Source organism: Streptomyces sp. NPDC058691 (assembly GCF_042714775.1).
Taxonomy (GTDB): domain Bacteria; phylum Actinomycetota; class Actinomycetes; order Streptomycetales; family Streptomycetaceae; genus Actinacidiphila.
On the sequence record NZ_JBHXSO010000030.1, the window covers coordinates 23,739 to 48,873 of the forward strand.

A 25,135-nucleotide genomic window follows, 5' to 3' on the forward strand; every position below is an offset into this window, starting at 1 on the left:
GTGGACACTCAGCAGCTCGCCCAGTTCCTCCGCATCCGGCGCGAGGCAATCAGCCCCGCCGATGTCGGCCTGGCCGCGGCCGGGCGGCGGCGTACGCCGGGGCTGCGCCGTGAGGAGGTGGCCGGGCTCGCCGGTATCTCGACCGACTACTACACCCGCCTCGAACAGGAGCGGGCCACGGCGACGCCGTCGGAGTCGGTGCTGCGCGCTCTGACCCGCGCGCTGCGGCTGAGCCTGGACGAACGCGATCACCTCTACCGGCTCGCCGGGCTGAACGTGCCGGACCGCCGGCGCGGCGACCGGCACGTCGCCCCAGCCCTGCTGGCCGTCCTCGACCGGCTCTACGACGTGCCCGCCCAGGTGATGACCGACCTCGGTGACACGCTGGTCCAGAACCACCTCGCCCGCGCCGTGTTCGGTGACCTCACCGGCCGCAGCGGCCCCGAAGCCAGCATCATCTACCGGTGGTTCACCGACCCCGGCACCCGCTGCGGGTACCCGGTCGAGGACCACGCCAACGAGTCGCGGGCCCTGGTCGCCGATCTGCGGGCCGCCGTCGGCCGCCGTGACGACGACCCCGCCCGCACCCTGGTCGACCAGCTGCGCCGCGACAGCCCCGAGTTCGCCGCATTGTGGGATCTGCACGACGTCGCCGTGATGCGGTGCCGCCGCAAGCGAATCCTGCACCCCGAGGTCGGCCTGCTCGATCTGGACTGCCAGTCATTGGTCGACGAGGACCGCACCCAGGTCCTCGCCCTGTTCTCGCCGGTCGCCGGTACCGCGACCGCTGAACGACTCACCCTGCTCGGCCTGACCAGCAAGCCCTACCCGTGAACCCGCACCCCGACGGCTCGCCAGGACCAGGTCCGGCACCGCGGGACCGCCTTCAGCCGCTAGGCAGGTCTACCACCGCGGATGTGATGGGCACGGTCATCGAGAGAAGGCCGGGACGGGTCGGCGTTGCCGCGGCACGTTCGGTTCAGGACAGGCGTCAGCAGCGCCGGGCCAGTGCTCCTCGTTGGCCTCGAACAGGACGCGGTCGCCGGGGCGGATGACCTCGATGGGTCCGCCGCGGCGCTGGCGCAAGCCGATCCCTTCGGTGGCGAAGACGGTTTGGCTCAGCGGGTGGCGGTGCCAGTGGGTGCGCGCGCCGGGCATGAAGTGCACGAGGTTGGCACTGCCCCGGGACGGGGCGGGAGCTGCGGCGACGGCGTCGATGCAGACGTCGCCGGTGAACCAGTCGGCCGGGCCCTTGATGGTGTTGATCCGGCGATGCTCCCATACACGAGGAGTCCGGACCCGGCGATGCAGGCGTGGAATCGACGCCGGCCGCCGGCACTCCGCGCCGATCAGCCGGACTCGGTGAGGTCGGTGGAAGCAGCCATCTCCGTTACCACGCGCAGTAGCCCGCTCAACGCGGGTGACGTGTTTCCGGGCGACCAGACCATCTCAGTTGGGGCGAACTCTCCGGTCAGCGGTACGAACACCACACCGGTGCGGCGAAGACTACTCGCTGACCGGGCCAGGCGCGTCACCCCGACGCCAGCCGCCACGAGGCCGAGCAGGCCTTGCACGCTCGCGTCCCGATGAACGACGTCGGGGGTGAATCCGGCCGCACGGAAGGAGCTGTCGAATGCCTGGTGCCAGGGTTCCCACGAGCTGCGTGGTGTCAGCACCCAGCGTTCGTCGGCCAGTTCCCCCAAGCCCAGTTCGGTGCGCCCCGCGAGCGGATGCTCCTCGGGCAGGACCGCGCACACCGGTTCGACGACCAGCGTCCTGGTCTTCAGGCCGTCCACCAGCGGAGGCCGGGTGAATGCGACGTCGTAGCGTCCCTTGAGCAGGCCGTCGACCAGCGGTGCGATCGTGGTTTCCTCCGTCGTCAACGTCAGACCCGGCAGCCGTTGTCGAACGGCCCGGACCACCGGCGGAAGCAGGTGGTTCGTGGTGGTGGCCAGGAAGGCGAGGCGCAGGGTACCGATATCGCCGCGCGCCGCCCGTGCCACGACCTCGACGGCCTCGTCGGCCCGGTCGAGTACCGCGCGGGCTTCGGGAAGGAAAAGGGCTCCGACCGGGGTCAGGCTGGTGCCCCGGGTGCCGCGGTCGAAGAGCTTCACGCCCAGCATGCGCTCGAGCAGGGTCATCTGCTGGGACAGGGACTGCTGGCTGATCATGAGCCGCTCGGCGGCACGCGTGTAGCTGGACTCCTCGGCGACGGCGACGAAGTATCTCAGCTGCCGAAGATCAGGTGTCACAGGAAGAGCTTACAACCGCGACAGGTAATCGGTGTTGGACGGCCATGAGGCCCCGAGACAACCATTGACCTCGGTGAATGAGGGATTGAAGGACACAGGAATGACACGCGGCACACAGGAACGCGGCAGGTTGATCACGGGCTGCTCGGTCGGATTCGGCCGGGATATCGCCTTGGCAACGCCGGCCTCCGGCGACCTGGCCATGGCCACAGCATTCCTCCGCGAAGGCCTGCCGACTTTACGTACACCGACGGTGACCGTGTCAGCACAACGATGCTGGACGTAAGGGAATCACTCTTCATGCGGACCGCGGTTACGGCGGCACTCTCCGTGTTCGGCAGCCGACATCGCAACCCGGAAGCCCCTCAGCCGCACCACATTCCCATCATGACCAGGACCGCCACGTCACTCTCCGATTACCCGGCCGGCTCAGCCACCTAGTCGGTCCCTTGTGACCACCGGCACACCGCAACTCGCTGGATCACGGCCAGTGCGCCTTGCGGCCCTGGTGCCCGTACGGCAGCGGCAGCAAACGCCTATCGAGCGAGGCGCGCGGGGCACCAGGTGCCCTGCCGCGCGAGCAGCGTCCACTCCCCGCGTCGAACCGAGCCTCAGGAAGCGCCACACGCCGCTGCCCGTCAACCCGTACACATGAAAGTCACACCATGATTCGCACTCCTCAAGAACTCAGCGACCGCATCGCGATCCGCGAACTCGTCGACGCCTACTCCCGCCACGCCGACCGACGCGACCCCGCACGACAAGCTGCACTGTTCACGAAGCACGCCCATCTCGCGACCTACTCCGGCGACCCCGCGACGAATTCGCCGGATGTGGAGCTGAACGGACGCGCCGAACTCCACAACGCCTTTGAAAGTCTGAAGAACCACACTGCGACGACCCACCTCAACGGTCAGAGCACGATCGATGTGGACGGCGATCGTGCCACCGGCGAAACCTACTGCCTCGCACATCACCTCTCGGAGCACGAGGGCGAACGCATACTCATGGTGATGGCGATCCGATACTTCGACGTATTCGTTCGCGTCGACGGCACCTGGCAATTCGATGATCGTGCACTGATCATCGATTGGGTCGACAGCCGAACCTCACACTCCTGACCCCACGGTCCAGCCCGCTCCAGCGTCCCTGGGGCGACGACTCCGCGCCGTTCATGGCCGCACCGCCGGCGTACCGGCATTCAATCTGTGAGGCGTGACCGGGCGCTGATCCTCCACACCACCGCGCGAGCCGGTATCGACCGGCAGACCCTGCGTGGCCGACCGTGGTTCCGCGCCTTCGGCCCGCGGCCGGGGTGGAGACGCTCCAACCTCAGGACGTCTGACCGTTCAGGCGACAAGGCGGTTACCCGCCTCAAGTCGACAGCCCCCCAACTCCTTTGAGCCCGAAACTCGGAAAGCATGCCAACGTGATCATCTATGACAAACTCTTCATCGGCGGCGCGTGGGTGAAGCCCAGCTCGGCAGAGCTGCTCGACATCCGCTCACCGCACGACCAGTCCTTGGTCGGACGTGCCGTGCAGGCCACCTCGGCCGACGTCGACAAGGCAGTGGCCGCCGCCCGGAACGCCTTCGACCACGGGCCGTGGCCGCTGACCACCCCCCAGGAACGGCAGGACCTGGTCGCCCGCTTCAACGAGCTTCACGCGGCGCGAGCCGCCGAAGCGGCCAGACTGATCAGCGCGGAGCGGGGCGCCCCTATCTGGTTCACCAGCTACCTCCAGACCGCGCTCGCGGGCCAGACGGACGCCTACCTGCGTGCCGCGGCGGCCTTCGGCTGGGAGGAGGCCCTCGACTCGTCCGGTGTGGCCAAGGGCTTGGTACGCCGGGAGCCCATTGGGGTGGTCGCCGCCGTGATCCCGTGGAACGCCCCTCATCAGTCGGCACTGACCAAGCTCGTCCCAGCCCTGCTGGCCGGCAACACGGTCATCCTCAAAGCCTCACCGGAGAACTCCCTGAGCGTGCTCATGCTCGCAGAGATCATCGCAGAGGCGGGATTTCCCGAGGGCGTGGTCAGCATCATGCCCGCGGACCGCGAGACCAGCGAGTATTTGGTCGCCCACCCTGACGTCGACAAGATCTCCTTCACCGGATCCACGGCTGCCGGAAGGCGGATCGCAGCGATCGCGGGTGAACAGCTCAAGCGGGTCAGCTTGGAGCTGGGCGGTAAGTCGGCCACGATCATCCTCGAGGACGCGGACCTCTCCGCCGTCACGGACGGCATCAAGTTCGCCTCGTTCGCCAACAATGCGGAAAATTGCCAGGCGCACACCCGAATCCTCGCTCCGAGAAGCCGTTACGAGGAGGTCGTCGCAGCGCTCAAGGCGACAGTGGAAAATCTCGTGGTGGGAGATCCCGCTGATTCAAGCACCTTCGTCGGCCCGATGGTAAGGGCGGACCAGCAGCGGCGGGTCCGATCGTACATCGAGCTGGGCATCACAGAGGGTGCCCGACTGGTCACCGGCGGGCCGGATGTGCCGGAAGGACTGGAGGGCGGCAACTACGTCAAGCCCACCCTGTTCGCCGACGTCGACAACCGCATGCGGATCGCGCAGGAGGAGATCTTCGGTCCCGTTCTCGTGGTGATCCCCTACGAGGACGAGGAGGACGCAATCCGGATCGCCAACGACTCGCCCTACGGCCTCGGCGGCGGTGTTTGGACGGCTGACACCGACCACGGTGTTGACATCGCCCGCCGAATCCGCACCGGATTCTTCATGGTGAACGCCGCGCCGGTGAGCTTTGAAGGCCCTTTCGGCGGCTACAAGGCCAGCGGCATCGGGCGAGAATTTGGCTCGGCGGGCCTCAGCGAATACGTTGAGCACAAAACGATCAATATCTGACCGCGCCGCGTCGGTGGTTCACCCTGCCTGCGCCGCAGCTGCCTGAAGGGTCCGTGGTCCGCACGGTCTCCGGGCCGGACCCGCGCGACTACGCTGACGCACTGGTGCAGGGTTCTGGAATGCCCGCCGAAGTCGCAGCCGTAATGGCAGCCTCCGCGATGCTCGACGGTCCTGGCACGGCCGGCCACCTGAAGCCCTCCCCGTAGCCAGCTTGGCCCGCGTTACGAAGTCTCAAGGACGGGGTGCGGTTGCGGTCCTCTGACCTCGGATAATGCGGTCTGTCAGCTCAGGCTGGCCGCGAGACCGGGTCGGCGCCCAGCCACACCAGCCGCACCACCGCGGCCTTGGGGGTCTGGCCCATTGGACGGAGGCGGTCCTCGGCCAGGAGGTCGAGTCCCACGTAGCGGCGGGCCCCGGTCCTTTCGTCGTTCTGTTCGGCGAGGACGGCACCGACCAGGACTTCTCCTGCCGACCATGTGACTACTGGGCGTTCAGGTCCCGCTGCCGCTCGCTGCCCCTGATCGCCACACTGGGGCAGCGGGCGGACTGCACCCATTTCAAGCAGGTGCTGGACAAGATCCGCGTCCCCAAAATCGGACCGGGCAGACACCACAAGAAGCCCGACAGTCTCATGGCGGACAAGGCCTACATCAACGGCCCGTGCCGCCCGTACCTGCGGCGCGGGGGCATCTGGCACACCATCCCGGCGAAGACCGGCAGGTAGCTGGACTCCTCGGCGACGGTTACGAAGATCTCAACTGCCGGAGCCAGGGGTCACAGGTAGGGCCTACAACTGCGACAGGTAGTCGATGTTGGACGGCGCTGGGTGTCGAGGCCAACGATTGACGCGGTGAACACCCCTTTGAAAGGCATGCGAATGACGAACGACACGCAGGGCCGCGTCTGGCTGATCACGGGCTGCTCGACCGGGTTCGGCCGGGAGATCACGCTGGCGGCGCTGGCCGCCGGCGACCGGGTCATGGCCACCGCGCGCCGTCCGGAGGCGCTCGCCGACCTCGCGCAGGTCGGCGGTGACCGGATCAGCTCGGCGGCACTCGACGTGACGGATCCGGCATCCATCCAGGCCGCGGTGAAGGCGACGCAGGCCGCGTTCGGCCGCATCGACGTCCTGGTGAACAACGCTGGGTTCACCATGCTCGGCGCCGTCGAGGAAACCTCCATGGACCAGCTGCGATCGCTGATGGAGGTCAACTTCTTCGGTATGGCGGAGGTCACCAAGGCGGTGGTTCCCGTGATGCGCGAGCAGGGCCGCGGGACGATCGTGCAGATGAGCTCCCAAGGCGGCCGGATGACCTACCCGGGGCTGGGCGGCTACGACGCGTCGAAACACGCGGTTGAGGCCCTCAGCGAGTCGCTGTCGAGTGAGCTGGCGCCGCTGGGCATTCGGGTACTGATTGTGGAACCCGGTATGTTTCGCACCAAGATCACCAAGAACATGGTCCTGGCTCCCGAGAACCCGGCATACGCGGCGACTTCGGGTGGCCTCCGCCAGATGGTCGCGGGAGTTCAGGGCAATGAACCAGGTGACCCTGCGAAGGCCGCGGCGGCCATTCTCGAGGTGCTCGACGCCGAGAACCCGCCCCTCCGTCTCGCACTCGGCGGTGATGCGGTCGACGCCATGCGTGAGCACCATGAGGCCCTGCTGTCCGACATGGTCACTTGGGACGCGTTGAGCCGCTCGACGGACATTTCGTGACGGCGCAGGCGCCGACAACTCGCCCCCGAGGACAAGTTCAGCTCGGACGGCTGGCGGCGCACCGGGGACCTCGGCCGATGCGCCCGGATGGGCGTCTCACGCTCACGGACAGGGTCAGGGATGTGATCCAGTCCGGTGGTGAGTGGATCTCCTGCGTCGAACTGAGGCTGAACTCCATCGCGGTTCCGTCCACGCCGAGCGCTGTAATCCCCTGATTTCCCGAATGCGGCTGCGATCGACCTGGGCGCCTCCCTTGGCCCGCATGCGGGCCGACCGGACGCTGCTGACACCCGAAGGAAAACAATGACCGACACTCACGGCCGCGCCGACATCCGCGACATGCTCGTCGTCCATGAGGCCTTCCGCAGGGCCTACGGCAAGATGCCCGGACTCGTCCTGGCCGTCTCCCCTGGCGACACGGCCAGGGCCGCCGTTGTGGCAGACCATATCGAGTTGATCAAGGAGTTCTTGCATCTACATCACAAGGGCGAGGACGAGTTGCTGTGGCCGAAGCTCATAGCGCGGGCGACGCAGGATGTGGCCCCGACGCTGGCGCTCATGGAAGAGCAGCACACTCAGATCGACGGCCTGATCGCCAAATGCTCTTCCAGTCTTGCGCGGTGGAGAAGGAATGCCGCCGCATCCGACCGTGACCAACTCGCTGCGGCGCTACGGGCGCTCGGTGAGGAACTGACAGCGCACTTGGCCCTCGAGGAGGCGGAGGTGCTGCCCATTGTCGACCGGTACGTCACCGCGGCCGAGTGGCACGAGCTGGGAGACCATGCCATCAACGGCCTTCCCAAGAAGAAGCTGCCCATCGTGTTCGGCATGCTGGCTTCTCTTGCCGAACCGGCGGTCGTCACGCTGATGCTGGCCAGCGCTCCCCTCGTGCCGCGCGTCATCATGCCTGTGCTGGGGCCGCGAGCCTTCGCGTCGCACGCCAGGAAGATCTATGGGGCCAGCGGTTTCTGAACCGCAGGCACGCATGGCACAGATGATTTGTGGATCTCGCGGGCGATGTAGCGCTTGAGGCAGCGAATGATCTCGCGGCGGCTCTTGCCCTCCCGCGTACGCCGTTCCAGGTAGACCCGGGTACGACTCACCACTGGCGACAGCGAGGAGGCCGGCGCGGTGGTTCCAGCGGGCCGGCTCCGCGGGAAACGCCACGGCCATGTATCTGGCGGGGGCGGCCCGTCACCGCAGGCGCATCCAAGGCCGCTGATCCGCCGTCGCATCACGACGGCGGATCAGGCACGCCCGACAGCCTCCGCCCCGCCGGCTGACCGGTCACATCACGAACCCAGTTGTCACTGCCCGGGGTCGGGCGGCCATCGCCGTCGAGTCCGAGGAAGGCCGAAACCGCCTGGCCCCGGCTGGTCTTCGTCGCACCCACCGAGGCCGGTGCGTTTTCGTTCCCGGTGCCGATCACCGTGCGGACCGGCACCGCGATACGACTAGAGGTCCACGACCGCCATGCCGGCCTCGTCGTAGCGCTGTCCGGCGACCTCGGGGAGTTCGGCGTCGATGCGCTCGAGATCGTCCTTCGTCAGCTCGACATCCACCGCGGCGACGTTCTGCTCCAGGTAGGTACGGCGCTTGGTGCCCGGAATCGGCACCATGTGCTCCCCCTGCGCCAGCACCCAGGCGATCGCGAGCTGCGCCGGCGTGACGCCCTTCTCTCCGGCGATCTCCTTCACCTTCTCCGCAAGCCTGAGGTTCGCCTGCAGGTTGTCGCCGGTGAAACGGGGTCCCGTGCGCCGGTAGTCGCCCTCGTCCAGGTCCTCCGGAGAGGAGAACCGGCCCGCGAGGAAGCCGCGTCCCAGCGGCGAGTAGGGCACGAACCCGATCCCGAGCTCACGGCAGGCGGGCAGCACCTCGGCCTCCGGGTCGCGGCTCCACAGCGAGTACTCGGTCTGCACGGCGGTGATCGGATGGACGGCGTTCGCACGGCGGATCGTCTCCGCCGACGCCTCGCTCAGGCCGATGTGACGCACCTTGCCCTCCGCCACCAGTTCCGCCATCGCCCCGACGGTCTCCTCGATCGGCACATTGGGGTCGACACGGTGCTGGTAGTAGAGGTCCACGTAGTCCGTGCCGAGCCGCTTGAGCGAGCCCTCGATCGAACTGCGTACGTGTTCCGCCGAACCGTCCTGCCGCCCGATGGTGCTCATGTCCCCCGGGGCGGCGTTGTCCATCCGGAAATTGAACTTCGTGGCGATCACGTACTCGTCGCGGTGTCCCTTGACCGCGCGTCCGATCAGCGACTCGTTCGTGAGCGGACCGTACATCTGGGCGGTGTCGAGGAAATTGACACCCATCTCGAGAGCCCGCTGGATGGTCTTGGCGGCCTCGTCCTCATCGGCTGTGCCGTAGAAGGCGGACATCCCCATGCAGCCCAGACCGATGGTCGAGACCTCCAGGTCCCGAAGCGTGCGCTGCTTCATGTTCGTCCCAGCCTTTCGTCGCGATTTTCGTTGTGCTGTTGGATGAGCTCGGAGCTCGCCTCGCCCCGTCCCGCCCGGCGAGCCGTGCCCGTCGCCTCCCGGCAGCCGCGCCGGTCCAACCGGGCTCCACGACCTCCATGGAGCCGCCGATCTCGTGAATCGGTATCTCGGCGGCGCGCTACGTACACGCTGTGAACACTAGGACTTCGCGTGCGCTCGAAGTCAAGGGACGCCTTCGGGCACGATCGCTCCCCGGTCCGGACCGCCGCTGCCCCGCCGGCAGCAGCCTCTCCCCCGCAACTTGTCCGACCAGCGGACGCCGCTGCCATCGCGCGGCCGTGGGAGCGAGGATGGGCAGGCAAGCGGGGCGAACGCTGGACTTGGGAGCGGAGCGCATGAGCACAGTCGCCGTCACAGGGGCCACCGGGAAGACCGGCCGGGTCGTGGTCGCGGATCTGGTGGAGCACGGGTACGACGTACTGGCCGTGGACATCGCGGTGGGACCCGCCGAGCGAGCGTGGGCGAACGGACTCGGCGTCCCGCTGCTGTGCGCCGACCTCACCGACTACGGTCAGGCCGTGGACGCCCTCAACGGAGCCGGAAGCGTCGTCCACCTGGCCAACATCCCGGCCCCCGGCCTCCACCCGGCCGCGCACACTCTCACCACCAACACGACGATGAACCACAACGTCTTCCTCGCCGCCGCGCACAACAAGCTGAGCCGCGTCGTGTGGGCGTCCAGCGAGACCACCCTCGGCCTGCCCTTCGATGTCCCGCCCCGCTACGCCCCCGTGGACGAGGACCACTATCCGTTTCCCACGTCGACCTATGCCCTGTCCAAGGTCCTCGGCGAGACCGCGGCCGAGCAGATCTCCGGTTGGTCGGGCATTCCGTTCGTGGCCCTGCGCCTGTCCAACGTCCACCTGGTGGAGGACTACGCGCTGGTGCCCGGATACTGGGCCGACCCGCACGCGCGCAAGTGGAACCTGTGGGGTTACGTGGACGCACGCGACGTGGCGCAGGCGTGCCGGCTCGGACTGACCGCCGCCGTCACGGGCGCGTCCAGCTACGTCATCGCCGCGGCCGACACAATCATGGACCGCCCCTCCGCGGAACTCCTCGCCACCGTCTTCCCCGATGTGAAGCCGACCCGCGAGATCGGCACGTACGAGACGCTGCTCAGCGTGCGGCGGGCCCGTGAGGTGCTGGGGTACGAGCCGCGGCACTCATGGCGGGACACCGTCGGCAACTGAGGCGCCGGGCAGTGCGCCGGGGGCGGGCCCCCGGCGCAATGGTCAGCTGCGCAGGTAGGAAGCCCCGTTGACGTCGACGATGGTGCCGCTGGCGAACACCGCCTCCGGCGAGGCCAGCCACAGCACCGCGGCCGCGACCTCCTGCGGGTGGGCAACCCGCCCGAACGGCGACTGCCGGCGCACCGCCTCGCCGTCCGGGCCTTCGAGGACCGAGCGGGCCATGTCGGTGTCCACGAAGCCCGGCGCCACCGTGCTCACGCTGATGTTCCTGTCGGCCAGCGCGACGGCCATCGACTGCCCGAAGGCGTTCAGCGCCGCCTTGGACGCGCCGTACGCCGGGCAGTCGGGTTCGCCGCGGAACGCCCCGCGGCTGGAGACGTTGACGACCGCACCGCCACCCGCCGCTACCAGGTGCGGCACCGCGCAGAACGTCGCGTTGGCCGCGCCGGTGAGATTGGTGCCGAGCGTCGCCGACCAGGCCGCCTGCCACTGTTCGTACGAGGTACTCGACGGCGGGTGCGCCAGGAACACGCCGGCATTGTTGACCAGCACGTCCAGGCGCCCCAGATCCGCGGCGGCCGTGTCCACGGCCCGCCGTACCGCCTCCGCGTCGGCCATGTCCGCCCGGACGGTGACGTGCCCCTCGCCCGGAAGTGACGCGGCCACCTGCTCGGCCTCCCGCGCGGACCTGTTGAAGTGCACCGCGACCCTGTCCCCGGCCTGCGCGAACGCCTCGGCGACGGCTTGGCCGATGCCCCGGGAAGCGCCCGTGACCAGCACGCCGCGGTTCACTTGGCCACCTCCGCGACACCGTCGATCAGCCGCTGCACGTCCTCGCCGTCGACGTACGGGGCGATCCCGGCACGCACCGCGCCGGTGTCGCCGAGCCCCAGCAGCCGCGATGCCTCCAGCGCGTAGAAGTTGCCCGCGGGGGCGTTCACACCGCGCCGCGCCAGCCGCTCGTAGACCTCCCGGCCGGGCACTCCCGCCACGGAGAAGAACACCGTCGGCGTACGGCGTGCCGGCGCGCCGTACAGCCGCACCTTGCCGATGCCCGACAGCCCTTCCAGCAGCCGTCCCAGCAGCTTCTCCTCGTACGCCTCGACCGCTCGCATCGACTCCAGCACCCGGCTGCGCCGCTCGCCCGCGGAGGACGCCAGTGAGGCGATGTAGTCCACGGCCGCGGTGGTGCCGGCGAGCATCTCGTACGGCAGGGTGCCCAGTTCGAAGCGTTCCGGCACGTCGTCGGTGGAGGGCAGCAGCTTGTCCGGGTGCAATTCCTCCCACAGTCCCGGGTCGGCGACCACGACACCGTGGTGGGGGCCGAAGAACTTGTAGGGCGAGCACGAGAAGAAGTCGGCGCCCAGGGTGGCCAGGTCGACCGGCGCGTGCGGCGTCAGGTGCACCCCGTCCACGTACAGCAAGGCCCCGGCCTCGTGGACGGCCGCGGCGATCGCCGCTATGTCGGGACGTGTGCCCAGCACGTTCGACGCCCCGGTGACCGCCACCAGCCGGGTTCGGCCGGAGAGCTGTTCCCGGACCGCGTCGACGCTCAACTCCCCGCTCCCGGGGTCGAAAGCGACCCACCGCACCACCGCACCCGCGGACTCGGCCGCCTGGATCCACGGCCGGATGTTGGCATCGTGGTCGAGACGGGTGACGACCACCTCGTCACCGGCAGTCCACTGCCGCGCCAGGGCCCGGGAGACGTCGTACGCCGCCTGCGTCGCCGACCGGGTGAAGACCACGCCGCGCGGCTCGCAGCCGAGCAGGTCCGCCATGGCCTGCCGCGCCTCCTTGACGACGTGCTCGGCACGGCGCTCGGCGGCTGTCACCGCGCCCCGGTTGGAGATGCCCGAGCACATCGCCTCGGCCATCGCCTCGGCGACCTGGCGGGGCACCTGTGAGCCACCCGGCCCGTCGAAGTGGGCCACCTTTTCCCTCAGCGCGGGGAAGTCGTCACGGATTCGCAGGACATCAAGATGCATGCGCCTATCCTGCCGGAGCGCGGATTCGGCGCGGACCGGGTCACACGGAGCCGGACCCGCCGGCCGGGCGGATGCCGGCCGCCCCGCTTCGGCCCAGCCGACTACCGCGCGCGCCACGCGGCCGCCACGCCTCGTACGCGGGGGGCCATCGTCGCGCTTCAGCCGTCGAAGCCCCCGCCGCCGAAGTCACCGCCGCCCCCGCCGCCGCCAAAGTCGCCGGGGTCGAAATCGGCGCCGGAGTAGTCGCCGCCCTGCTGGTCCGGGGCCGCGCCGTCGCCGACGGTGTCCCCGTAGGCGTAGGGAGTGGACAGGGCGCTGCCGAGCAGCGTGCCCGCGAGCAGGCCCGGCAGCAGACCGCCCCCGTAGTAGCCGGAGGCCCAGGGCGCGTACGCCGGTCCGGCCTCCCAGTACGGGCGGGGGCCGTGGGGTGTGCCGACCTGGCGGGCCATCGGCGCCTCGCCGTCGGCGAGCCGGGCGGCGTCGGCCGCGCACACCGGCACGACGCGCTCGGCGCCACCGCCCTGCGGGGTCCACGGCACGTCCTGCACCGAGGGGCCGTGGCGGGGGTCGAAGAAGCACGGCGGGCGACGCTCGGGCGGGGGGCGGCCCTCGATGCGAGCGTCGAGCGCGGCCAGCGCGAAGCGGCCCTCCTCGAGGGCCCGGCTGACGCCGCGGACGTCTTCTGGGGTACGCGCCCGGTCCATGGTGCCCTTCGCGGTGTCGTAGGCGTCCAGGGCCCGGGTGTACTCGGCCCGCATCGCGTCGTCAGCCGCGGGGCCGTTCGGCTCGAAGGCGATCCGGCTCAGCTCCTCGCCGAAGGCGGTGATGTCCTCGTCCACCACGGGCCGCAGCTCGTCGAGGCGGAGCCGGTCACTCTCCTCCCGGCGGCGCTTGGCGCGCCGGGAGAACACGAGGGCGCCGCCGCCTGCGACGAGTACGAGCACACCGAGGGCGACCAGCACACCGAGCCCGCCCGACCCCCCGTTGGTGGAGTCGGCGCCCCGCCAGCCGTCGGGTGCGGCCCCACCGGCCTGCGGCAGGGCCTGCTCCACGAAGCCGGTGACCATCGCCGCGGGATCGCCGGGGGCGGAGCGCTGGACCGCGCCGGTCAGGTTCTCCACCGCGTTGCGCGACATGACGGCGCGGTCGGCACCGGCGTCGAAGCGGTCGCCCAGGGCGACGGCGTACACACCGGTGATCCCGACCTTGGTACGCAGGTCCTGGAGAGCGGTCGCGCGGTCGAATCCGCCGTCGGCCGGGAGCACCGCGACGAAGACCGGCTTGTCCGCCTTCTCGATCTTCCGGGCGAGGGCGTCGGCCTCGGCCGGCCTCAGCACGTCGCGGGCCCGGGGGTCGACGTAGACCGGACCGCCGCGCAGAGCCGCGGCGGCGGTGTCGAGGCCGTCGGCGGCGCGTGCGACCGAGCCCGTCGCGAAGCCGAGGCAGAGAACTGCACAGATCACGGCGAGTACCGGCACAAGGCGGAGAATCCGCCGTACGGTCCCCATGACTACGACGTTAACGCAGATAGGACGCGCGCGACGGCGTCGGCAGCCCTTCCCCCAAGCGTCCGCGTTGTTCTCCTACGGGCTGAATCCGATCGCAGCGACTTACCATCACCTCTCAGGGCCACAGTGATCTTGACCGTCGGGCCGGCGTTCATCGGCGCAGGACGCTTCCGACAAGATGGGGGATGGCGCTGCCCTGGTGGCCGCCGGTGCCACGCGGGGTCAGTCTTCGGCTTCGGTCACCGGCTTTTGCCATGGCCACCGCCCGGTGATCTCGAGCTCCAGAGAAAAGCTCAGGAAGGTGCGGATGCCCACGATCACGGCCAGCACGCCGACGCTTGCGTACGTCGGTGCGACGGCGATTGTACGGATAATATCTCCGGCTACGAGGAACTCCAGCCCCAGCAGGATCGACCGCCCGACGCGACGGCGATAGCCGCGGTACACACCCGCTTGCCGGCGACTGAGCCGGACAGCCGCGAGGACCGTCGCCAAAAGCATTCCCACGACTATGACGGCTACGCCCGCGGCGTCAACGGCTCGACCGACCAGCTCCACGATGTGCTGGAACTCCACAGTATCCCCTATCGCGCCGACCCGAATCCGCTCGTTTGTGGTCCGCAGCCTTTCCTGCTACCGACACTTCGTTCCGAGTACCGGATACAGTCGGGGCTGGACGTGTTTCCACGGCATTCCCCCACGCAGAGGACAGGCACCATCGACGGCGCCCATCGAAAGCGTAACCAACGGAGGTGGCGAAGGCCTTTCCGGGCTGCGAGCTCCTCAGCGCATTCCATCGAGTGCTTCGTCAGTCGTCAGCAACGCATGGGCGAAGAAACGGTAGTTGATGATCGCCGCCTGATAGCCGTCGCCCCAGACCGGGTGTCGGGGTCCAGCTGTTGCATCCCTGACCACGGCGACCTCAAATCCCTCCTCGATGAGGTGACGCATGTGGGACTCGACGCACATGTTCGCCAGCATCCCGCCGAGAATAATCCTTTGCATTCCCCGCTTGCGCAGTTGCAGTACCAGGTCATTGGTTTCCGGTCCGAATACCTTGTGCGGGCTGGAGACCACCGTTCTGCCGTCTTCGATATAGGGCTTGAAGCGGTCCAGCCAGTCTGCTCCAGAGTTTCGGAACCCAGTCAGATCGAGCTGTCCCGTCCGTGCGAACGTGTGGGTCTCCAGCTCGCTCGTCTCGAGCGGCCCGTTCATTCGCCATCCGCTGTCGGTCGGGTAGAAGTAATGGGGCGAGATGAAGACCTCATATCCGCCCGCCTTCGCCGCCTCGAAGATTCTCTCCATATTCTCGACGGTCCCATTCTCTGTGACGCTCGCCCCCACAACGTCCCAGTTCGCTCCGTCCTCGCTCAGCACGTCGTTCTGTGGGTCAATGAACACAACCGCCGTGTCGGTCTTCTTGATTTCCACCTGGCGCTCCTCACGCGATAACACACCACCGGTGCGACAAGTACTCGGTACAGCGGATGTCCTCCCGAAGCACATTGCGGGCCGATGACGCGAGGTCTCTTCCTCAGCCGGGGCGGCGGATTGTTCCGCCACCAAGCGACATCACTCGAGTGCCGTGCTCGTCTTCGGTGTGCGTGCCCTGAGGAGGCGCCGTCTCGATCATTCGGCCCTGCGTCCACTTTGCCCCATCGCGGGATGTTCCGCATCGGTGAATTGCTGCACTTCGGTCGCCGGACCCCGTCCTCCCGCGGTCGAGAACTTCCCCCAGGTCGTCGGGGCTTCGGTTGCCGGAGTTCTTGCGGTGATCGGTTCATCCATGTCTTCTGGCGATACGGAACCCACCGCAGATGCGCGCCAGTCACCGTCCGCCCTGTTGTGACTTGATGACGGCGAGAGGCATATCACCCAAACGATCAAGGGCTTCCGAACGTCGGCGCCGCCCCGGCTTCAGCGGGAGGGGGCTGCGTTCGCGACCGGTCCGCCGGGGCGGGGCCACCTTTCACGAGAGTTGGCGCCGCGGCCGTCCCGGCCTGGGGCCGAGGGAGTTGCCGCCGCGGCTGCCCCAAGGCGGTTACCCTGCGGCCGTGTTCGACGGATTCGAGATGACGGAGGCGTACGCCTCCTCGATGGTCACGGTCATCCCGGTGATGCTGCTCATCGGGGCTGTGGAGGGCGCAGGTCTGATCAGGCGATGGAAGGACGATCCCGGCAAGATCAAGGACTGGGAAGTGGCGGCGCTACCCCTGTACCTGGGGGTGGCGTTCAGCCACGTCGTGGTCGAGATCGTGCTGATGGTCTGGCTTGCCACCCCGCACGTCCGGCCGAAGTCGCCGTTCCTCGCGCTGTCCACTGCCTCCGTAGCGGGCGTGGGCTTCCTGTCGCTCATCGCCGCGATGGTCTCGCCGGCCGTCGACCTGTGGGAAGTCCTCCGAGCTCGCCGCGCCGGCCTGAGGGGCGAGTCCCGTACCGCCGGCACAGGTGCCCCGGAAGCGACAGAGGCGCCCGATTCCGCGGACGGGTGACGAGGCGTCGCGCGCAGAGGGCACGCGTTCCCCGCGAACGGGGCTTCGCCGGTACGCCGGAAGGGCGCGGCCGCGGAGGTTCAAGGTCGCCAGGTGTCGGAGGGTGGTTCGGGGTGGGACCGGGTGAGTTCCGGCTCCAGGCCCTGCGCGGGCGTGGTGAGGGGGCGTCCGATGTCGGCGCGCCAGGCCTGGAAGGTGAGTGTGGTGGCGGTGACGACGACCAGGCCCAGCAGCCAGCCACCCATCACGTCGCTGACCCAGTGCACGCCCAACGCCACTCGGGTCCAGCCGACGCCCAGTACCGTGATTCCCGCCAGGGCCCACGGCAGCGGGCGCCAGGCCCTGGGCACCATGGGAAGCAGGGCCAGCACCAGAACGGCACAGGAAGTAGTGGCCGTCATGGCATGGCCCGAGGGGAAGGAGAAGCCGGGAGCGTGGGCGACCGGGTCCGGCAGGTGAGGGCGGGCGCGTTCCACGGTGTTCTTGGCGAGCAGCCCGGTCAGCCCGCCGGCGACGGCGGTGACGGCGGCCCAGGCCGCGAGGCGCCAGGCCCGACGGGTCAGCAGCCACACCACCGTTGCGGCGACCAGCGTGCGCAGGGTGACAGGGTTCCAGACGACGTCGGTGAGGAACCGCAGGATCCGCACCAGGCCGGGATGGTCCACGGCGGTGCGGTGCAGATGGCCGGCGGCGCCCTGGTCCAGGCGGCGCAATGGCGGCCATCGGGATTCCACGAGCAGTACGGCGAGAGCGAAGGGCACCGCCGTGATGGCGGTGACGGTCGTGGCGGCCACCAGCCGGGCGCCGAGACGGGCGTCGGGTCCGAAGTGGCGGGTGAAGTGCGGTGTCATGGGCGCGGTGTCCTTCGCTGTCTCGGGCGGGTCGTCACACGCCGGGGTCGTCGCCGGCCGGTGGCTTGACGCCGGCTCGCATCGCCTCCAGTTGCGCGGCGAACGCCAGCCCGAGGAAGAGCGCGATCGACGTGAGATAGGACCACAGCAACAGGGCGACGAAGGCGCTGAGCGGCCCGTACATGCTGGTGAAGGATCCGCTCGCTCCGACGTACAGGCTCAGGGCCCAGGTCGACGCGCTCCACAGCAGCAGGTAGACCGTCGCCCCGAACGCGAGCCAGGTGTAGCCGGGTTGGGCGCGGCGCGGTGAGCGGCGGAAGATCGCGCTGGTGGCCAGCATCGCGAGGAGGATGCCGAGGGGCCAGCGCAGGACGTCCCAGGCGCGGGTGGTGGCGGTGCCCAGGTGGTAGACCTGCGCGAGGGCATGGGTCAGGTCGGCGCCCAGAACAGTGAGGACGAAGCTGAGGCCCAGCGGCGCCCCGGCCAGCACGGCCATCACCAACCCCCGGCTGTACTTCCGGAGGAAGGGACGGTCGCGTTCCACGCCGTAGATGCGGTTGGCCCCGCGTTCGACCTGGCACAGGCCGGTCGTGACGTTGACGACGGAGAACAGCAGCCCGAGCCACAGGGCGGCCTGGCCGGCGCCGTCGGTGTGCCGGCGGCTTTGCCTCAGGGCGTCGTCCACCACGTCCTGGCTGGGTCCGCCGGCGATCCGGCTGATGGTCAGTTCGGCGACGCGGCCGATGTCGTCGGTGTGCAGAACACCTGACAGGCCGATCACGGCGATGGCCAAGGGGACGATCGACAGGACCGTCTGCAGGGCCAGCGCCCGGGAGTGGCTGAAGCCGTCGGCGTAGCGGAACCGCACGAAGGAGTCGCGCAGCAGGGCCCAACCGCCGTATCGGCGCAGTGCCGCCCACGCCTCGTCCCCGGAGAGTTCGTCGCCTCGCACGTCGGCTCGTTGCGGGACGCGGGTGGCTGTGCCCATGGTTCTCCTGACCTCGTGATGTCCGTGCGGATGGTGAGGGGCTTCAGCCGCCGGAGGTGACGGCGCGGTCGCCGGGGGTGCGGGCGTCGGCAGGCTCCAGGGCACGGCCGGTGGCGGGGAGGTGGATGCGCAGCGCCGCCGGTTGCACCTGGGCGGTCAGCCGGGTGCCGTCGGCGACGACGTCCCCGTCGAGTTCGCGTGCCTGGGGCGTGGCGAAGGCGATGTCGATCCGCCGGGCCTGGAAGTACTCCAGTGCCCCGTGGGCCACCAGCGGGCCGATCGTGGTGCCGGGACTGCGGCGCTCCGCGCGGCGGCGGGGCAGCATGCGCGCGCCCAGATATCCGGCGGCAGCCGCCCATCCTGCGGGGCCACGGGGGTTGAGCAGCACCAGCTCCAGAAATCCGCTGTCGGGGCGTGCCCGGGGCAGCAGCGGCAGCCCGCCTTGGAGGGCGCCCACATTACCGATGAGGACCATCCGTGCCCGGCGCCGCAGCTCCGGGCCGCCGTCCAGCCGGATCGTCAGGCGCATCCGCGGGTCGGTGAGATGGCCGATCCCCGAGAGGGCGTAGGCGCTCCAGCCAAGGCGCGCTTTGAGGCGGTCGGACGCGTCGCGCACCATGGCGGCGTCGAGGCCGGCGCCCGCCATGACGGTGAAGCAGGTGGCGGGCAGCCCGTCGCCGTGCACCCGGCCCACGTCGATGCCGGCGGGCGCCCCGGCCAGTGCCTGCTCCAGTGCGGTGGCCGCATCGGTGGGCAGGTGGAGGTTGCGGGCCAGCAGATTGCCGGTGCCGCAGGGCACGATGGCCATCGCAGTGCCCGTGTCGATGAGGGTTCCTGCGCAGGCACGTACGGTGCCGTCGCCGCCGCAGACCACGACCAGGGCGGTCTCGGGTACCGCGGCCAGCGCCGCCAGTTCACCGCTGGGGTGCTCCGCCGTGGTGGACGTCCACTGCTGGTCGGTATAGCCGTGGCGGCTCAGGACGGCGCGGACCTTCCCGGCCAGCTCGTCAGGGCAGGCGTGCGGATGCCGTACGACGACCACTCGGCGGCCGCCGGGGCCCGCAGCAGCGTCGGCGCGGAAACGGCGGCCGGGCGGCCGGCCGGTGAAACCGACGGCAGGCGGCACGGCCCGGGTCATGACGAACAGGGTGCAGGCACCGTTGAGGAGACCGCCGATGACGTCAGTGGGGTGGTGCATCCCCGCGTACAGCCGTGAAAACGCCACAGTGGCCGGAATGAGCAGCAACGCCACCACCGCCGGCAGCCGCCACGGCCCCCGCAGCCCGGCCACCGCGAGTACCGCCAGCCCTCCGTAGAGGGCGAGCGCGGCTCCCACGTGTCCGGAGGGAAAACTCGAAGTCGGCGGCGCCTGCTCCAGATGCACAACGTCCGGACGGGACCGGTTCACGCACACGGTGACCAGGACGAAGACCGCCGACTGCGCGGCCACCGCTCCCCCCAGGAAAAGCGCCTCACCCCACCGCGGGCGTCGCGGGAGCACGAGCAACGCCACCATGCAGACGAAGGTCACCGCGATAACGCCCTGCGTACCGGCGATCGTCGACAGCGCCTGCGCGACGGCATCGCCCACCTCGGTGCGGTGTGCGGCCAGAGCCCGGTTCACCCCGTCCTCCAGCGACGATGGCCGGCCGGCTGCCCACGGGCCGGTGACCAGCGCACCCAGCGCCACGAGCAGCACCCACTGAACGGGCAGCAGCAGGAGCCAACGTGGCCGTATCACGGCCGCACCGCTATCAGTCCTCATGGATGGCGTGTTACCCGCCCTCGGCAGGTAATGGCGCTCCCCCGCCCTCGGGCCGAAAGGTCGCTGCCGCGAAGGTCACTTGCAGCGCTGGGCGGGACTGGGTCGCGGACACGAAGCGAGCGTGCTCGGCCGGCCGCCGGCAGTTCTTGCGCTCGCTGTTGTGAACCACGGATCCGACAAGGTCGCGAAGCTGTAGTGGAGTACTAATCCGCCTGCAGGACGAAGAACAGGAAGCACAGGAATCGGGGCTGGGCCGCGATGGCCTCGGGGAACAGTTCCCGGGCGGCGGGGTCGGGATCCGGCTCGCTGATGACCGTTATCCGGAAGCCTGCCGCGGTGAACGCATCGGTCATCGCATGCAGCGGCCTGTGCCAGAGACTGATCAGGGCGGTCTGGCCGTCCATGGTCCACTCTTCGGTCCAGTTGGTGGTGTCGAAATAGCCGTACTCGGCGGCGCGGCCGACTTGGCGGTGCATGGTGGCGACGACGAAGGGATGGTCGACGGACGCGATCAGTCGTCCGCCGGGCTTGAGTACGCGTCGCAACTCGGCCAGCGCCGGCTCCCAGTCCTCCAAGTAGTGAAGCACCAGGGACGCGACGACATCGTCGAACGTGTCGTCGGCGTAGGGAAGGGGGCTGCCCAGGTCGGCCACCTGCAAGTCAGCACCCTCGCCGAGCCTGCGCCGGGCCAGCTCCAGCATCCCGGCACTCGCATCGAACCCGCTCACGAGGGCGCCGCGGTCGCGCAGCGCCGCGAACAGGGCCCCGGCGCCGCAGCCGGCGTCGAGAATCCGCCGGCCGGCCACGTCCCCGGCGAGGGCGAGCATCGCGGGACGCTCGTAGTGGGCATTGATGAGGTTGGTTTCGTTTTCGCTCGTGTACGCCTCGGCGAAGCCGGTGTAGTCGTTGATCTTCGGCTGATCCACCGTCACAGCGGGCGGCGAGGTACGCCCGGTGTGGCTCGCGTGCCCTTGTTGCTCGTCAGAAGTCATGGTGCGAGGGACGTCGGCCGTATCACCCCGGTTCCTGGCGGCGGAAGAGCATGACGCTTGCCCCTGCCCGACCGATGGGCAGGCCCGTTCTGATCCGATCCCCTGACCATGCAGGTGGTCAGGTGCGTCCTTCCGTGGCGAGCCGCACCAAAACCTCTATGTCCGGAACCTCAAGGGCTGGTATCCGCAACCACTGGTACGGCCAGCCGTACTGGCCCGCGTTCCTGTCGCGGAATTCCATGCGCAGGCGTGAGCCGAGATCGTCTTCGAACATGCTGACGGGGACATAGCTGTAACGCAGGGAGGTGATGTCCTCCCAGGGCACTGCCGTGCCGTCGTGAAGCAAGCCGTCCGCGGTGGCGGTGAGAGGACCGAACTCCACACGGCCACCCTCCGCCAGGGTGGCTTTGGCCTCAGCCACATGCAGTTCGGTGACATGGTCGCGTATGCGCTCAAGAAGCGGCCAGATGGTGGAAGGCGGATGGTCGGCGATCACGCCCGTTACGAAGACCGACTTCGGTGTGACCACTGGCGGGTCTGTCAGCCGCAAGGCCACGACGGTGCCGTCAGTGAACGCCAGCCGCTGCACGTGCACCCACCGAGTGACCACTGTGTCGTCCACGGCGGGGTCCACCTCCATGTCGTTGGCGGTCCAGATATGGGCGACCTCGGCCCAGGGGTACACCCGTTGCGCAGCAGCACCGTGCCCCCCGTCGCCGTCATCATCGGCCAGCGTGAGACCAGCATCGTGAACGGACAGTGTCACCGCCCTCAGTCCGTCAGAGCCCTCGATCTGCCCGGGCAAGGTCCCGTGCACCGGCCCCATGGAAGCGCCCTGCCTCTCGGCAACCGCCTCGACGCCCTTCGCCTTCCGGGCCTTCCCCCACCAGCGGGCCATCCGTCGCCCCTCCCCTGAGTGCAACCCCGGTCACCGGTTGCGACGGCATCCCGCTCAGCACCCTACCGACGACGTCATCCCCAGCCCCAGCCCCTTTCACTCGGTCATCAGACCGGTGGCACCTGCGCCACCCACGAGAGGACCGCATCCCGTGGATCCTAGACAGCGGCTCGACCGGAGTTCCATGACTCCGCAGGTGGCGGAGGCCTCCAGTGACGACTCGGCAGGGGATCTCTCATCCGCCCTGTCGGGGGTCGGACTACGGCTGCTGCTTCCTGCGGCCGGCGGAGGCTTGCTGGATGTCTGCGCCGGAGCTGACGTGCCGCTGGGTCTCCTGGGGGCCGTGCCAGTCCAGACACATGACGGTGGCGTCGTCTTCGAGCCGGCCGCCGGCGGCGTCCCTGACTGCGGACGTCAGCGTCAGCGCGGTCTCCCGCGGATGCAGGTCCCGGGTGCGCTCCAACAAGGCCGGCAGGTCGACCTCCTGTCCATGATGCTCGAGCATGCCGTCCGTCAGCATGAGCAGACGGTCGCCGGGGCGCAGATCAATGTCCTGAACCCGGTAGGGGTGCGGCACATGGACGGACAGCCCGAAGGGGTGGTCCACCTCGCAGGTGATCACCTCTGCGACCCCCTTGCGTATGCGCAGTGGCCAGGGGTGACCGGCGTTGACGAACTGGGCCTGCCCGGTGTGGAGACTGATACGCAGAAGCTGCCCAGTGGCGTGGCCATGGCCGTGCTCGCCCAGTGCCTTGTCGGCCCGACAGGCCTGCTCGGCCAGGTCGGCTCCTGCACGCCGGGCGCCCCGCAGCGCGCCCACCAGGACCGTGGCGGCCAGAGCGGCGTCGATGTCGTGACCCATGGGGTCGGTCACCGACAGATGCAGGGAGTCCCGGTCCACGGTGTAGTCGAAGGTGTCGCCACTGAGATCTTCGGAGGGCTCCAGACTCCCGCACAGTGTGAACTGCGCAGCCTCGCACGACAGCGACGGGGGCAGGAGTTGATACTGGATTTCTGCTGCCAGGGTGGGCGGCCTGGAGCGTTTGCCCCAGGTGTAGAAATCGGTGAAGCGCCCGTTGGCTATCACTACATAGGCCAGGACGTGGGCGGCTTCCCCGACCGCATCAAGGACATCTTCGCAGGGGGCAGCCGGCATGAGCAGGTCCAGCAGTCCGATGGCGTCCCCCCGGTTCGTAACCGGCACGATCACCCGCTGCTCTCCGCCCGTCACCTCCTGGTACAGCCGCTGGGTACGGATCACCTCCTCGTAGACGCTGCCGAACAAGGGGATCCGTTCCGCTTCCCGCTCTCCCCCCACTGCCCCGGCGGTGGACAGCCGCGCCACCGCCTTCCCCGTCAAGTCCACGATGAGGAAAGAGACCTTCGTAGCCTGAAAACGCCGCCGCAGGCTCTCCGCGACCACGTCGACAGCGTCCGCCGGCGCCGCTGTCTCCGCCGCCGTCAGCAGCCGGGGAAGTCCACTCTCTCCACCACTCACGGCCGCGGCCCCTTCCACCCGCCCTCACTCCAGCTTGGCCAGGGCAGCGGTGATCGTCAATCCCTGCCCACTCACGGTAAAGATCGGCACAGTGAGCTCCGCGGCACTGCCCTCCGGCACGGTCGGCGCGTAGCGCCCTGCTTGTGGAAGCCGAGCGGGTGGACGCAGTCCACCAGGAGCTTGCCGGCCAGGTCCGTCCGCAGCGGCTGCCGGATCTCAGCGAGGCCGTCCCACAATACGGCGACGCTCACGACGTCGCTGCGCCGCGCGCACTCGGCGTTGTCAGCGCCCTCCACACAAGGTGATCGTCATGCGCGCTGTAACGCTGGACACCGTCCCCGCCGCCCCCGCGGTGACCGAGGTCGACACTCCGAGACCGGAGGCCGGTGAACTGCTGGTGAAGGTGGCCGCCTCCTCCGTGAACGGCTTCGACGCCGCCACGGCGGCCGGTTACGGACTGCTGGACTGGGCAACAAACGCGGATACGCCGGGCGCCTGAAATTCCTTACTGACCGCTGACGGCCGGGCCCGTAACCCGCCGTGAGGCGGTTTCGGTCCCTAATGTCGGCCTCATGCTGGTACTTGTCACTGGAGGGGCGGGCTTCATCGGCTCGCACATCGTCACCGCCCTCACCTCGGCGGGCCATGGCGTTCGGGTCCTGGACGCGCTGCTGCCCGCCGCGCACCGTACGGCGCCGCCCGTGCCGGAGGGGGTGGACTGGCGGCAGGCCGATGTCCGTGACCGGGCGGCGGTCGAGGAGGCCCTGCACGATGTGGACGCGGTGTGCCACCAGGCCGCAATGGTGGGGCTGGGCAAGGATTTCGCCGATGCGCCCGACTACGTGGGGTGCAATGACCTCGGCACTGCGGTGCTCTTGGCGGGCATGGCGCGGGCGGGGGTGCGACGGCTGGTGCTCGCCGGTTCGATGGTGGTGTACGGCGAGGGGCGGTACGAGTGCGCGCGACACGGCGTCGTACGGCCGGGACCGCGCCGGGTGGCGGATCTGGATGCCGGCCACTTCGAGCCGCCGTGCCCGCGATGCGGCGAGCCGCTGGCCCCGGGGCTGGTGGACGAGGACGCACCCGCCGATCCACGTAACGTCTACGCGGCCACCAAACTCGCCCAGGAGCATCTGGCCGCCGCCTGGGCGCGTGCCGCGGGCGGACGCGCGGTGTCGTTGCGCTATCACAATGTCTACGGACCCGGCATGCCCAGGGACACCCCGTATGCGGGGGTCGCGTCGCTGTTCCGCTCGGCGCTGGCGCGGGGTGAGGCGCCAAGGGTGTTCGAGGACGGCGGGCAGCGGCGGGACTTCGTCCATGTGCGGGACGTCGCCGCCGCGAACGTCCTGGCGATTTCGGGTGCGGGCGAGGTCTCCGAAGGGCGCCTGCGGACGTACAACGTGGGCAGCGGCGACGTCCACACGGTCGGCGAGCTGGCATCCGCCCTGGCGGTTTCCCGCGGAGGCCCGGCACCGGTGACGACCGGGGAGTACCGGTTGGGGGACGTCCGGCACATCACGGCGTCGTCGCGGCGGCTGCGGGACGAACTGGGCTGGAAGCCGGAGATCCCGTTCGCCGACGGAGTGGCGGAGTTCGCGTCGGCGCCACTGCGGGGCTGACGGC

Annotated in this window: 23 protein-coding genes and 2 pseudogenes; 10 read left to right on the forward strand and 15 right to left on the reverse strand. The window is 69.3% G+C overall.

Annotated elements, in window-relative coordinates:
* Positions 1-834 (forward strand): helix-turn-helix domain-containing protein, encoded by an 834-nt coding sequence (locus ACFWVC_RS21800; protein WP_384288336.1) that lies wholly within the window; start codon positions 1-3, stop codon positions 832-834.
* 159 nt (positions 835-993) lie between these two features.
* Here the strand turns inward: ACFWVC_RS21800 and ACFWVC_RS21805 are convergent.
* Together ACFWVC_RS21805 and ACFWVC_RS21810 are read right to left on the reverse strand one after the other, a co-directional pair.
* Positions 994-1,266: pseudogene (locus ACFWVC_RS21805) on the reverse strand (cupin domain-containing protein); the annotation flags it as partial.
* Between the two features lie 83 nt (positions 1,267-1,349).
* Complete coding sequence (locus tag ACFWVC_RS21810; protein ID WP_384288338.1) at positions 1,350-2,252, reverse strand: LysR family transcriptional regulator; 903 nt, start codon at positions 2,250-2,252, stop codon at positions 1,350-1,352.
* A gap of 665 nt (positions 2,253-2,917) precedes the next feature.
* On the opposite strand from ACFWVC_RS21810, the gene ACFWVC_RS21815 reads away from it, so the two are divergent.
* From ACFWVC_RS21815 to ACFWVC_RS21835, 5 genes are all read left to right on the forward strand, one after another.
* Positions 2,918-3,373: a nuclear transport factor 2 family protein gene (locus ACFWVC_RS21815; RefSeq protein ID WP_384288340.1), complete on the forward strand. Its 456-nt coding sequence runs from the start codon at positions 2,918-2,920 to the stop codon at positions 3,371-3,373.
* 308 nt (positions 3,374-3,681) lie between these two features.
* Complete coding sequence (locus ACFWVC_RS21820) at positions 3,682-5,115, forward strand: aldehyde dehydrogenase (protein ID WP_384288343.1); 1,434 nt, start codon at positions 3,682-3,684, stop codon at positions 5,113-5,115.
* 271 nt (positions 5,116-5,386) lie between these two features.
* Positions 5,387-5,839 carry a hypothetical protein gene (locus ACFWVC_RS21825; protein WP_384288543.1) on the forward strand — a complete coding sequence of 151 codons (453 nt, stop codon included), beginning with the start codon at positions 5,387-5,389 and terminating at the stop codon, positions 5,837-5,839.
* A 126-nt stretch (positions 5,840-5,965) separates the two neighbouring features.
* Positions 5,966-6,832 (forward strand): oxidoreductase, encoded by an 867-nt coding sequence (locus tag ACFWVC_RS21830; RefSeq protein ID WP_384288345.1) that lies wholly within the window; start codon positions 5,966-5,968, stop codon positions 6,830-6,832.
* Between the two features lie 303 nt (positions 6,833-7,135).
* Positions 7,136-7,804, forward strand: coding sequence for a hemerythrin domain-containing protein (locus ACFWVC_RS21835; RefSeq protein ID WP_384288347.1), 669 nt, complete (start codon positions 7,136-7,138; stop codon positions 7,802-7,804).
* Between the two features lie 482 nt (positions 7,805-8,286).
* Here ACFWVC_RS21835 and ACFWVC_RS21840 read toward each other — a convergent pair whose 3' ends face one another.
* A complete protein-coding gene (locus tag ACFWVC_RS21840; protein WP_384288350.1) occupies positions 8,287-9,276 on the reverse strand; it encodes an aldo/keto reductase in 990 nt (329 codons plus the stop codon).
* A 395-nt stretch (positions 9,277-9,671) separates the two neighbouring features.
* On the opposite strand from ACFWVC_RS21840, the gene ACFWVC_RS21845 reads away from it, so the two are divergent.
* The gene (locus ACFWVC_RS21845; RefSeq protein WP_384288352.1) at positions 9,672-10,529 is read left to right on the forward strand and encodes an NAD-dependent epimerase/dehydratase family protein; all 858 of its coding nucleotides are present in this window, start codon (positions 9,672-9,674) and stop codon (positions 10,527-10,529) included.
* Positions 10,530-10,571: 42 nt separating this feature from the next.
* Here ACFWVC_RS21845 and ACFWVC_RS21850 read toward each other — a convergent pair whose 3' ends face one another.
* The 5 genes from ACFWVC_RS21850 to ACFWVC_RS21870 form a co-directional block, all read right to left on the reverse strand.
* On the reverse strand, positions 10,572-11,321 hold the full coding sequence (locus tag ACFWVC_RS21850) for an SDR family NAD(P)-dependent oxidoreductase (RefSeq protein WP_384288354.1): 750 nt from the start codon (positions 11,319-11,321) through the stop codon (positions 10,572-10,574).
* A complete protein-coding gene (locus ACFWVC_RS21855) occupies positions 11,318-12,517 on the reverse strand; it encodes a cysteine desulfurase-like protein (RefSeq protein WP_384288357.1) in 1,200 nt (399 codons plus the stop codon). The genes ACFWVC_RS21850 and ACFWVC_RS21855 overlap by 4 nt, the downstream gene beginning before the upstream one ends.
* A gap of 158 nt (positions 12,518-12,675) precedes the next feature.
* The gene (locus ACFWVC_RS21860; protein ID WP_384288360.1) at positions 12,676-14,025 is read right to left on the reverse strand and encodes a hypothetical protein; all 1,350 of its coding nucleotides are present in this window, start codon (positions 14,023-14,025) and stop codon (positions 12,676-12,678) included.
* Between the two features lie 222 nt (positions 14,026-14,247).
* A complete protein-coding gene (locus ACFWVC_RS21865; protein ID WP_384288362.1) occupies positions 14,248-14,601 on the reverse strand; it encodes a DUF1622 domain-containing protein in 354 nt (117 codons plus the stop codon).
* Between the two features lie 207 nt (positions 14,602-14,808).
* A complete protein-coding gene (locus ACFWVC_RS21870) occupies positions 14,809-15,456 on the reverse strand; it encodes a cysteine hydrolase (RefSeq protein ID WP_384288364.1) in 648 nt (215 codons plus the stop codon).
* 623 nt (positions 15,457-16,079) lie between these two features.
* On the opposite strand from ACFWVC_RS21870, the gene ACFWVC_RS21875 reads away from it, so the two are divergent.
* Complete coding sequence (locus tag ACFWVC_RS21875; RefSeq protein WP_384288366.1) at positions 16,080-16,517, forward strand: hypothetical protein; 438 nt, start codon at positions 16,080-16,082, stop codon at positions 16,515-16,517.
* 80 nt (positions 16,518-16,597) lie between these two features.
* Here the strand turns inward: ACFWVC_RS21875 and ACFWVC_RS21880 are convergent, their stop codons facing one another.
* The 7 genes and pseudogenes from ACFWVC_RS21880 to ACFWVC_RS21910 all read right to left on the reverse strand — a co-directional run.
* Positions 16,598-17,368 carry a phosphatase PAP2 family protein gene (locus tag ACFWVC_RS21880; RefSeq protein ID WP_384288368.1) on the reverse strand — a complete coding sequence of 257 codons (771 nt, stop codon included), beginning with the start codon at positions 17,366-17,368 and terminating at the stop codon, positions 16,598-16,600.
* A 34-nt stretch (positions 17,369-17,402) separates the two neighbouring features.
* Positions 17,403-18,356, reverse strand: coding sequence for a YihY/virulence factor BrkB family protein (locus ACFWVC_RS21885; RefSeq protein ID WP_384288370.1), 954 nt, complete (start codon positions 18,354-18,356; stop codon positions 17,403-17,405).
* Between the two features lie 43 nt (positions 18,357-18,399).
* Positions 18,400-20,097 (reverse strand): diacylglycerol kinase family protein, encoded by a 1,698-nt coding sequence (locus tag ACFWVC_RS21890; RefSeq protein ID WP_384288372.1) that lies wholly within the window; start codon positions 20,095-20,097, stop codon positions 18,400-18,402.
* Positions 20,098-20,324: 227 nt separating this feature from the next.
* The gene (locus ACFWVC_RS21895; RefSeq protein ID WP_384288374.1) at positions 20,325-21,113 is read right to left on the reverse strand and encodes a class I SAM-dependent methyltransferase; all 789 of its coding nucleotides are present in this window, start codon (positions 21,111-21,113) and stop codon (positions 20,325-20,327) included.
* A 118-nt stretch (positions 21,114-21,231) separates the two neighbouring features.
* Complete coding sequence (locus tag ACFWVC_RS21900; RefSeq protein ID WP_384288376.1) at positions 21,232-22,011, reverse strand: hypothetical protein; 780 nt, start codon at positions 22,009-22,011, stop codon at positions 21,232-21,234.
* A gap of 259 nt (positions 22,012-22,270) precedes the next feature.
* A complete protein-coding gene (locus tag ACFWVC_RS21905) occupies positions 22,271-23,479 on the reverse strand; it encodes a PP2C family protein-serine/threonine phosphatase (RefSeq protein ID WP_384288537.1) in 1,209 nt (402 codons plus the stop codon).
* Between the two features lie 126 nt (positions 23,480-23,605).
* A pseudogene (locus tag ACFWVC_RS21910) lies at positions 23,606-23,805 on the reverse strand (NAD(P)-binding domain-containing protein); the annotation flags it as partial.
* A gap of 14 nt (positions 23,806-23,819) precedes the next feature.
* On the opposite strand from ACFWVC_RS21910, the gene ACFWVC_RS21915 reads away from it, so the two are divergent.
* Together ACFWVC_RS21915 and ACFWVC_RS21920 are read left to right on the forward strand one after the other, a co-directional pair.
* Positions 23,820-24,008, forward strand: a complete 189-nt coding sequence (locus ACFWVC_RS21915; RefSeq protein ID WP_384288379.1) for a hypothetical protein — start codon at positions 23,820-23,822, stop codon at positions 24,006-24,008.
* Positions 24,009-24,081: 73 nt separating this feature from the next.
* Positions 24,082-25,131, forward strand: coding sequence for an NAD-dependent epimerase/dehydratase family protein (locus ACFWVC_RS21920; protein WP_384288382.1), 1,050 nt, complete (start codon positions 24,082-24,084; stop codon positions 25,129-25,131).
* Positions 25,132-25,135 lie beyond the last annotated feature (4 nt).

Excerpts from the sequence above, each read along its gene's own strand:
- ACFWVC_RS21815 (WP_384288340.1), top strand. The coding sequence starts at position 2,918 with ATGATTCGCACTCCTCAAGAACTCAGCGACCGCATCGCGATCCGCGAA.
- ACFWVC_RS21825 (WP_384288543.1), top strand. The coding sequence starts at position 5,387 with ATGCGGTCTGTCAGCTCAGGCTGGCCGCGAGACCGGGTCGGCGCCCAG.
- ACFWVC_RS21835 (WP_384288347.1), top strand. The coding sequence starts at position 7,136 with ATGACCGACACTCACGGCCGCGCCGACATCCGCGACATGCTCGTCGTC.
- ACFWVC_RS21840 (WP_384288350.1), bottom strand. The coding sequence starts at position 9,276 with ATGAAGCAGCGCACGCTTCGGGACCTGGAGGTCTCGACCATCGGTCTG.
- ACFWVC_RS21845 (WP_384288352.1), top strand. The coding sequence starts at position 9,672 with ATGAGCACAGTCGCCGTCACAGGGGCCACCGGGAAGACCGGCCGGGTC.
- ACFWVC_RS21855 (WP_384288357.1), bottom strand. The coding sequence starts at position 12,517 with ATGCATCTTGATGTCCTGCGAATCCGTGACGACTTCCCCGCGCTGAGG.
- ACFWVC_RS21860 (WP_384288360.1), bottom strand. The coding sequence starts at position 14,025 with ATGGGGACCGTACGGCGGATTCTCCGCCTTGTGCCGGTACTCGCCGTG.
- ACFWVC_RS21880 (WP_384288368.1), bottom strand. The coding sequence starts at position 17,368 with ATGACACCGCACTTCACCCGCCACTTCGGACCCGACGCCCGTCTCGGC.
- ACFWVC_RS21885 (WP_384288370.1), bottom strand. The coding sequence starts at position 18,356 with ATGGGCACAGCCACCCGCGTCCCGCAACGAGCCGACGTGCGAGGCGAC.
- ACFWVC_RS21895 (WP_384288374.1), bottom strand. The coding sequence starts at position 21,113 with ATGACTTCTGACGAGCAACAAGGGCACGCGAGCCACACCGGGCGTACC.
- ACFWVC_RS21900 (WP_384288376.1), bottom strand. The coding sequence starts at position 22,011 with ATGGCCCGCTGGTGGGGGAAGGCCCGGAAGGCGAAGGGCGTCGAGGCG.
- ACFWVC_RS21915 (WP_384288379.1), top strand. The coding sequence starts at position 23,820 with ATGCGCGCTGTAACGCTGGACACCGTCCCCGCCGCCCCCGCGGTGACC.
- ACFWVC_RS21920 (WP_384288382.1), top strand. The coding sequence starts at position 24,082 with ATGCTGGTACTTGTCACTGGAGGGGCGGGCTTCATCGGCTCGCACATC.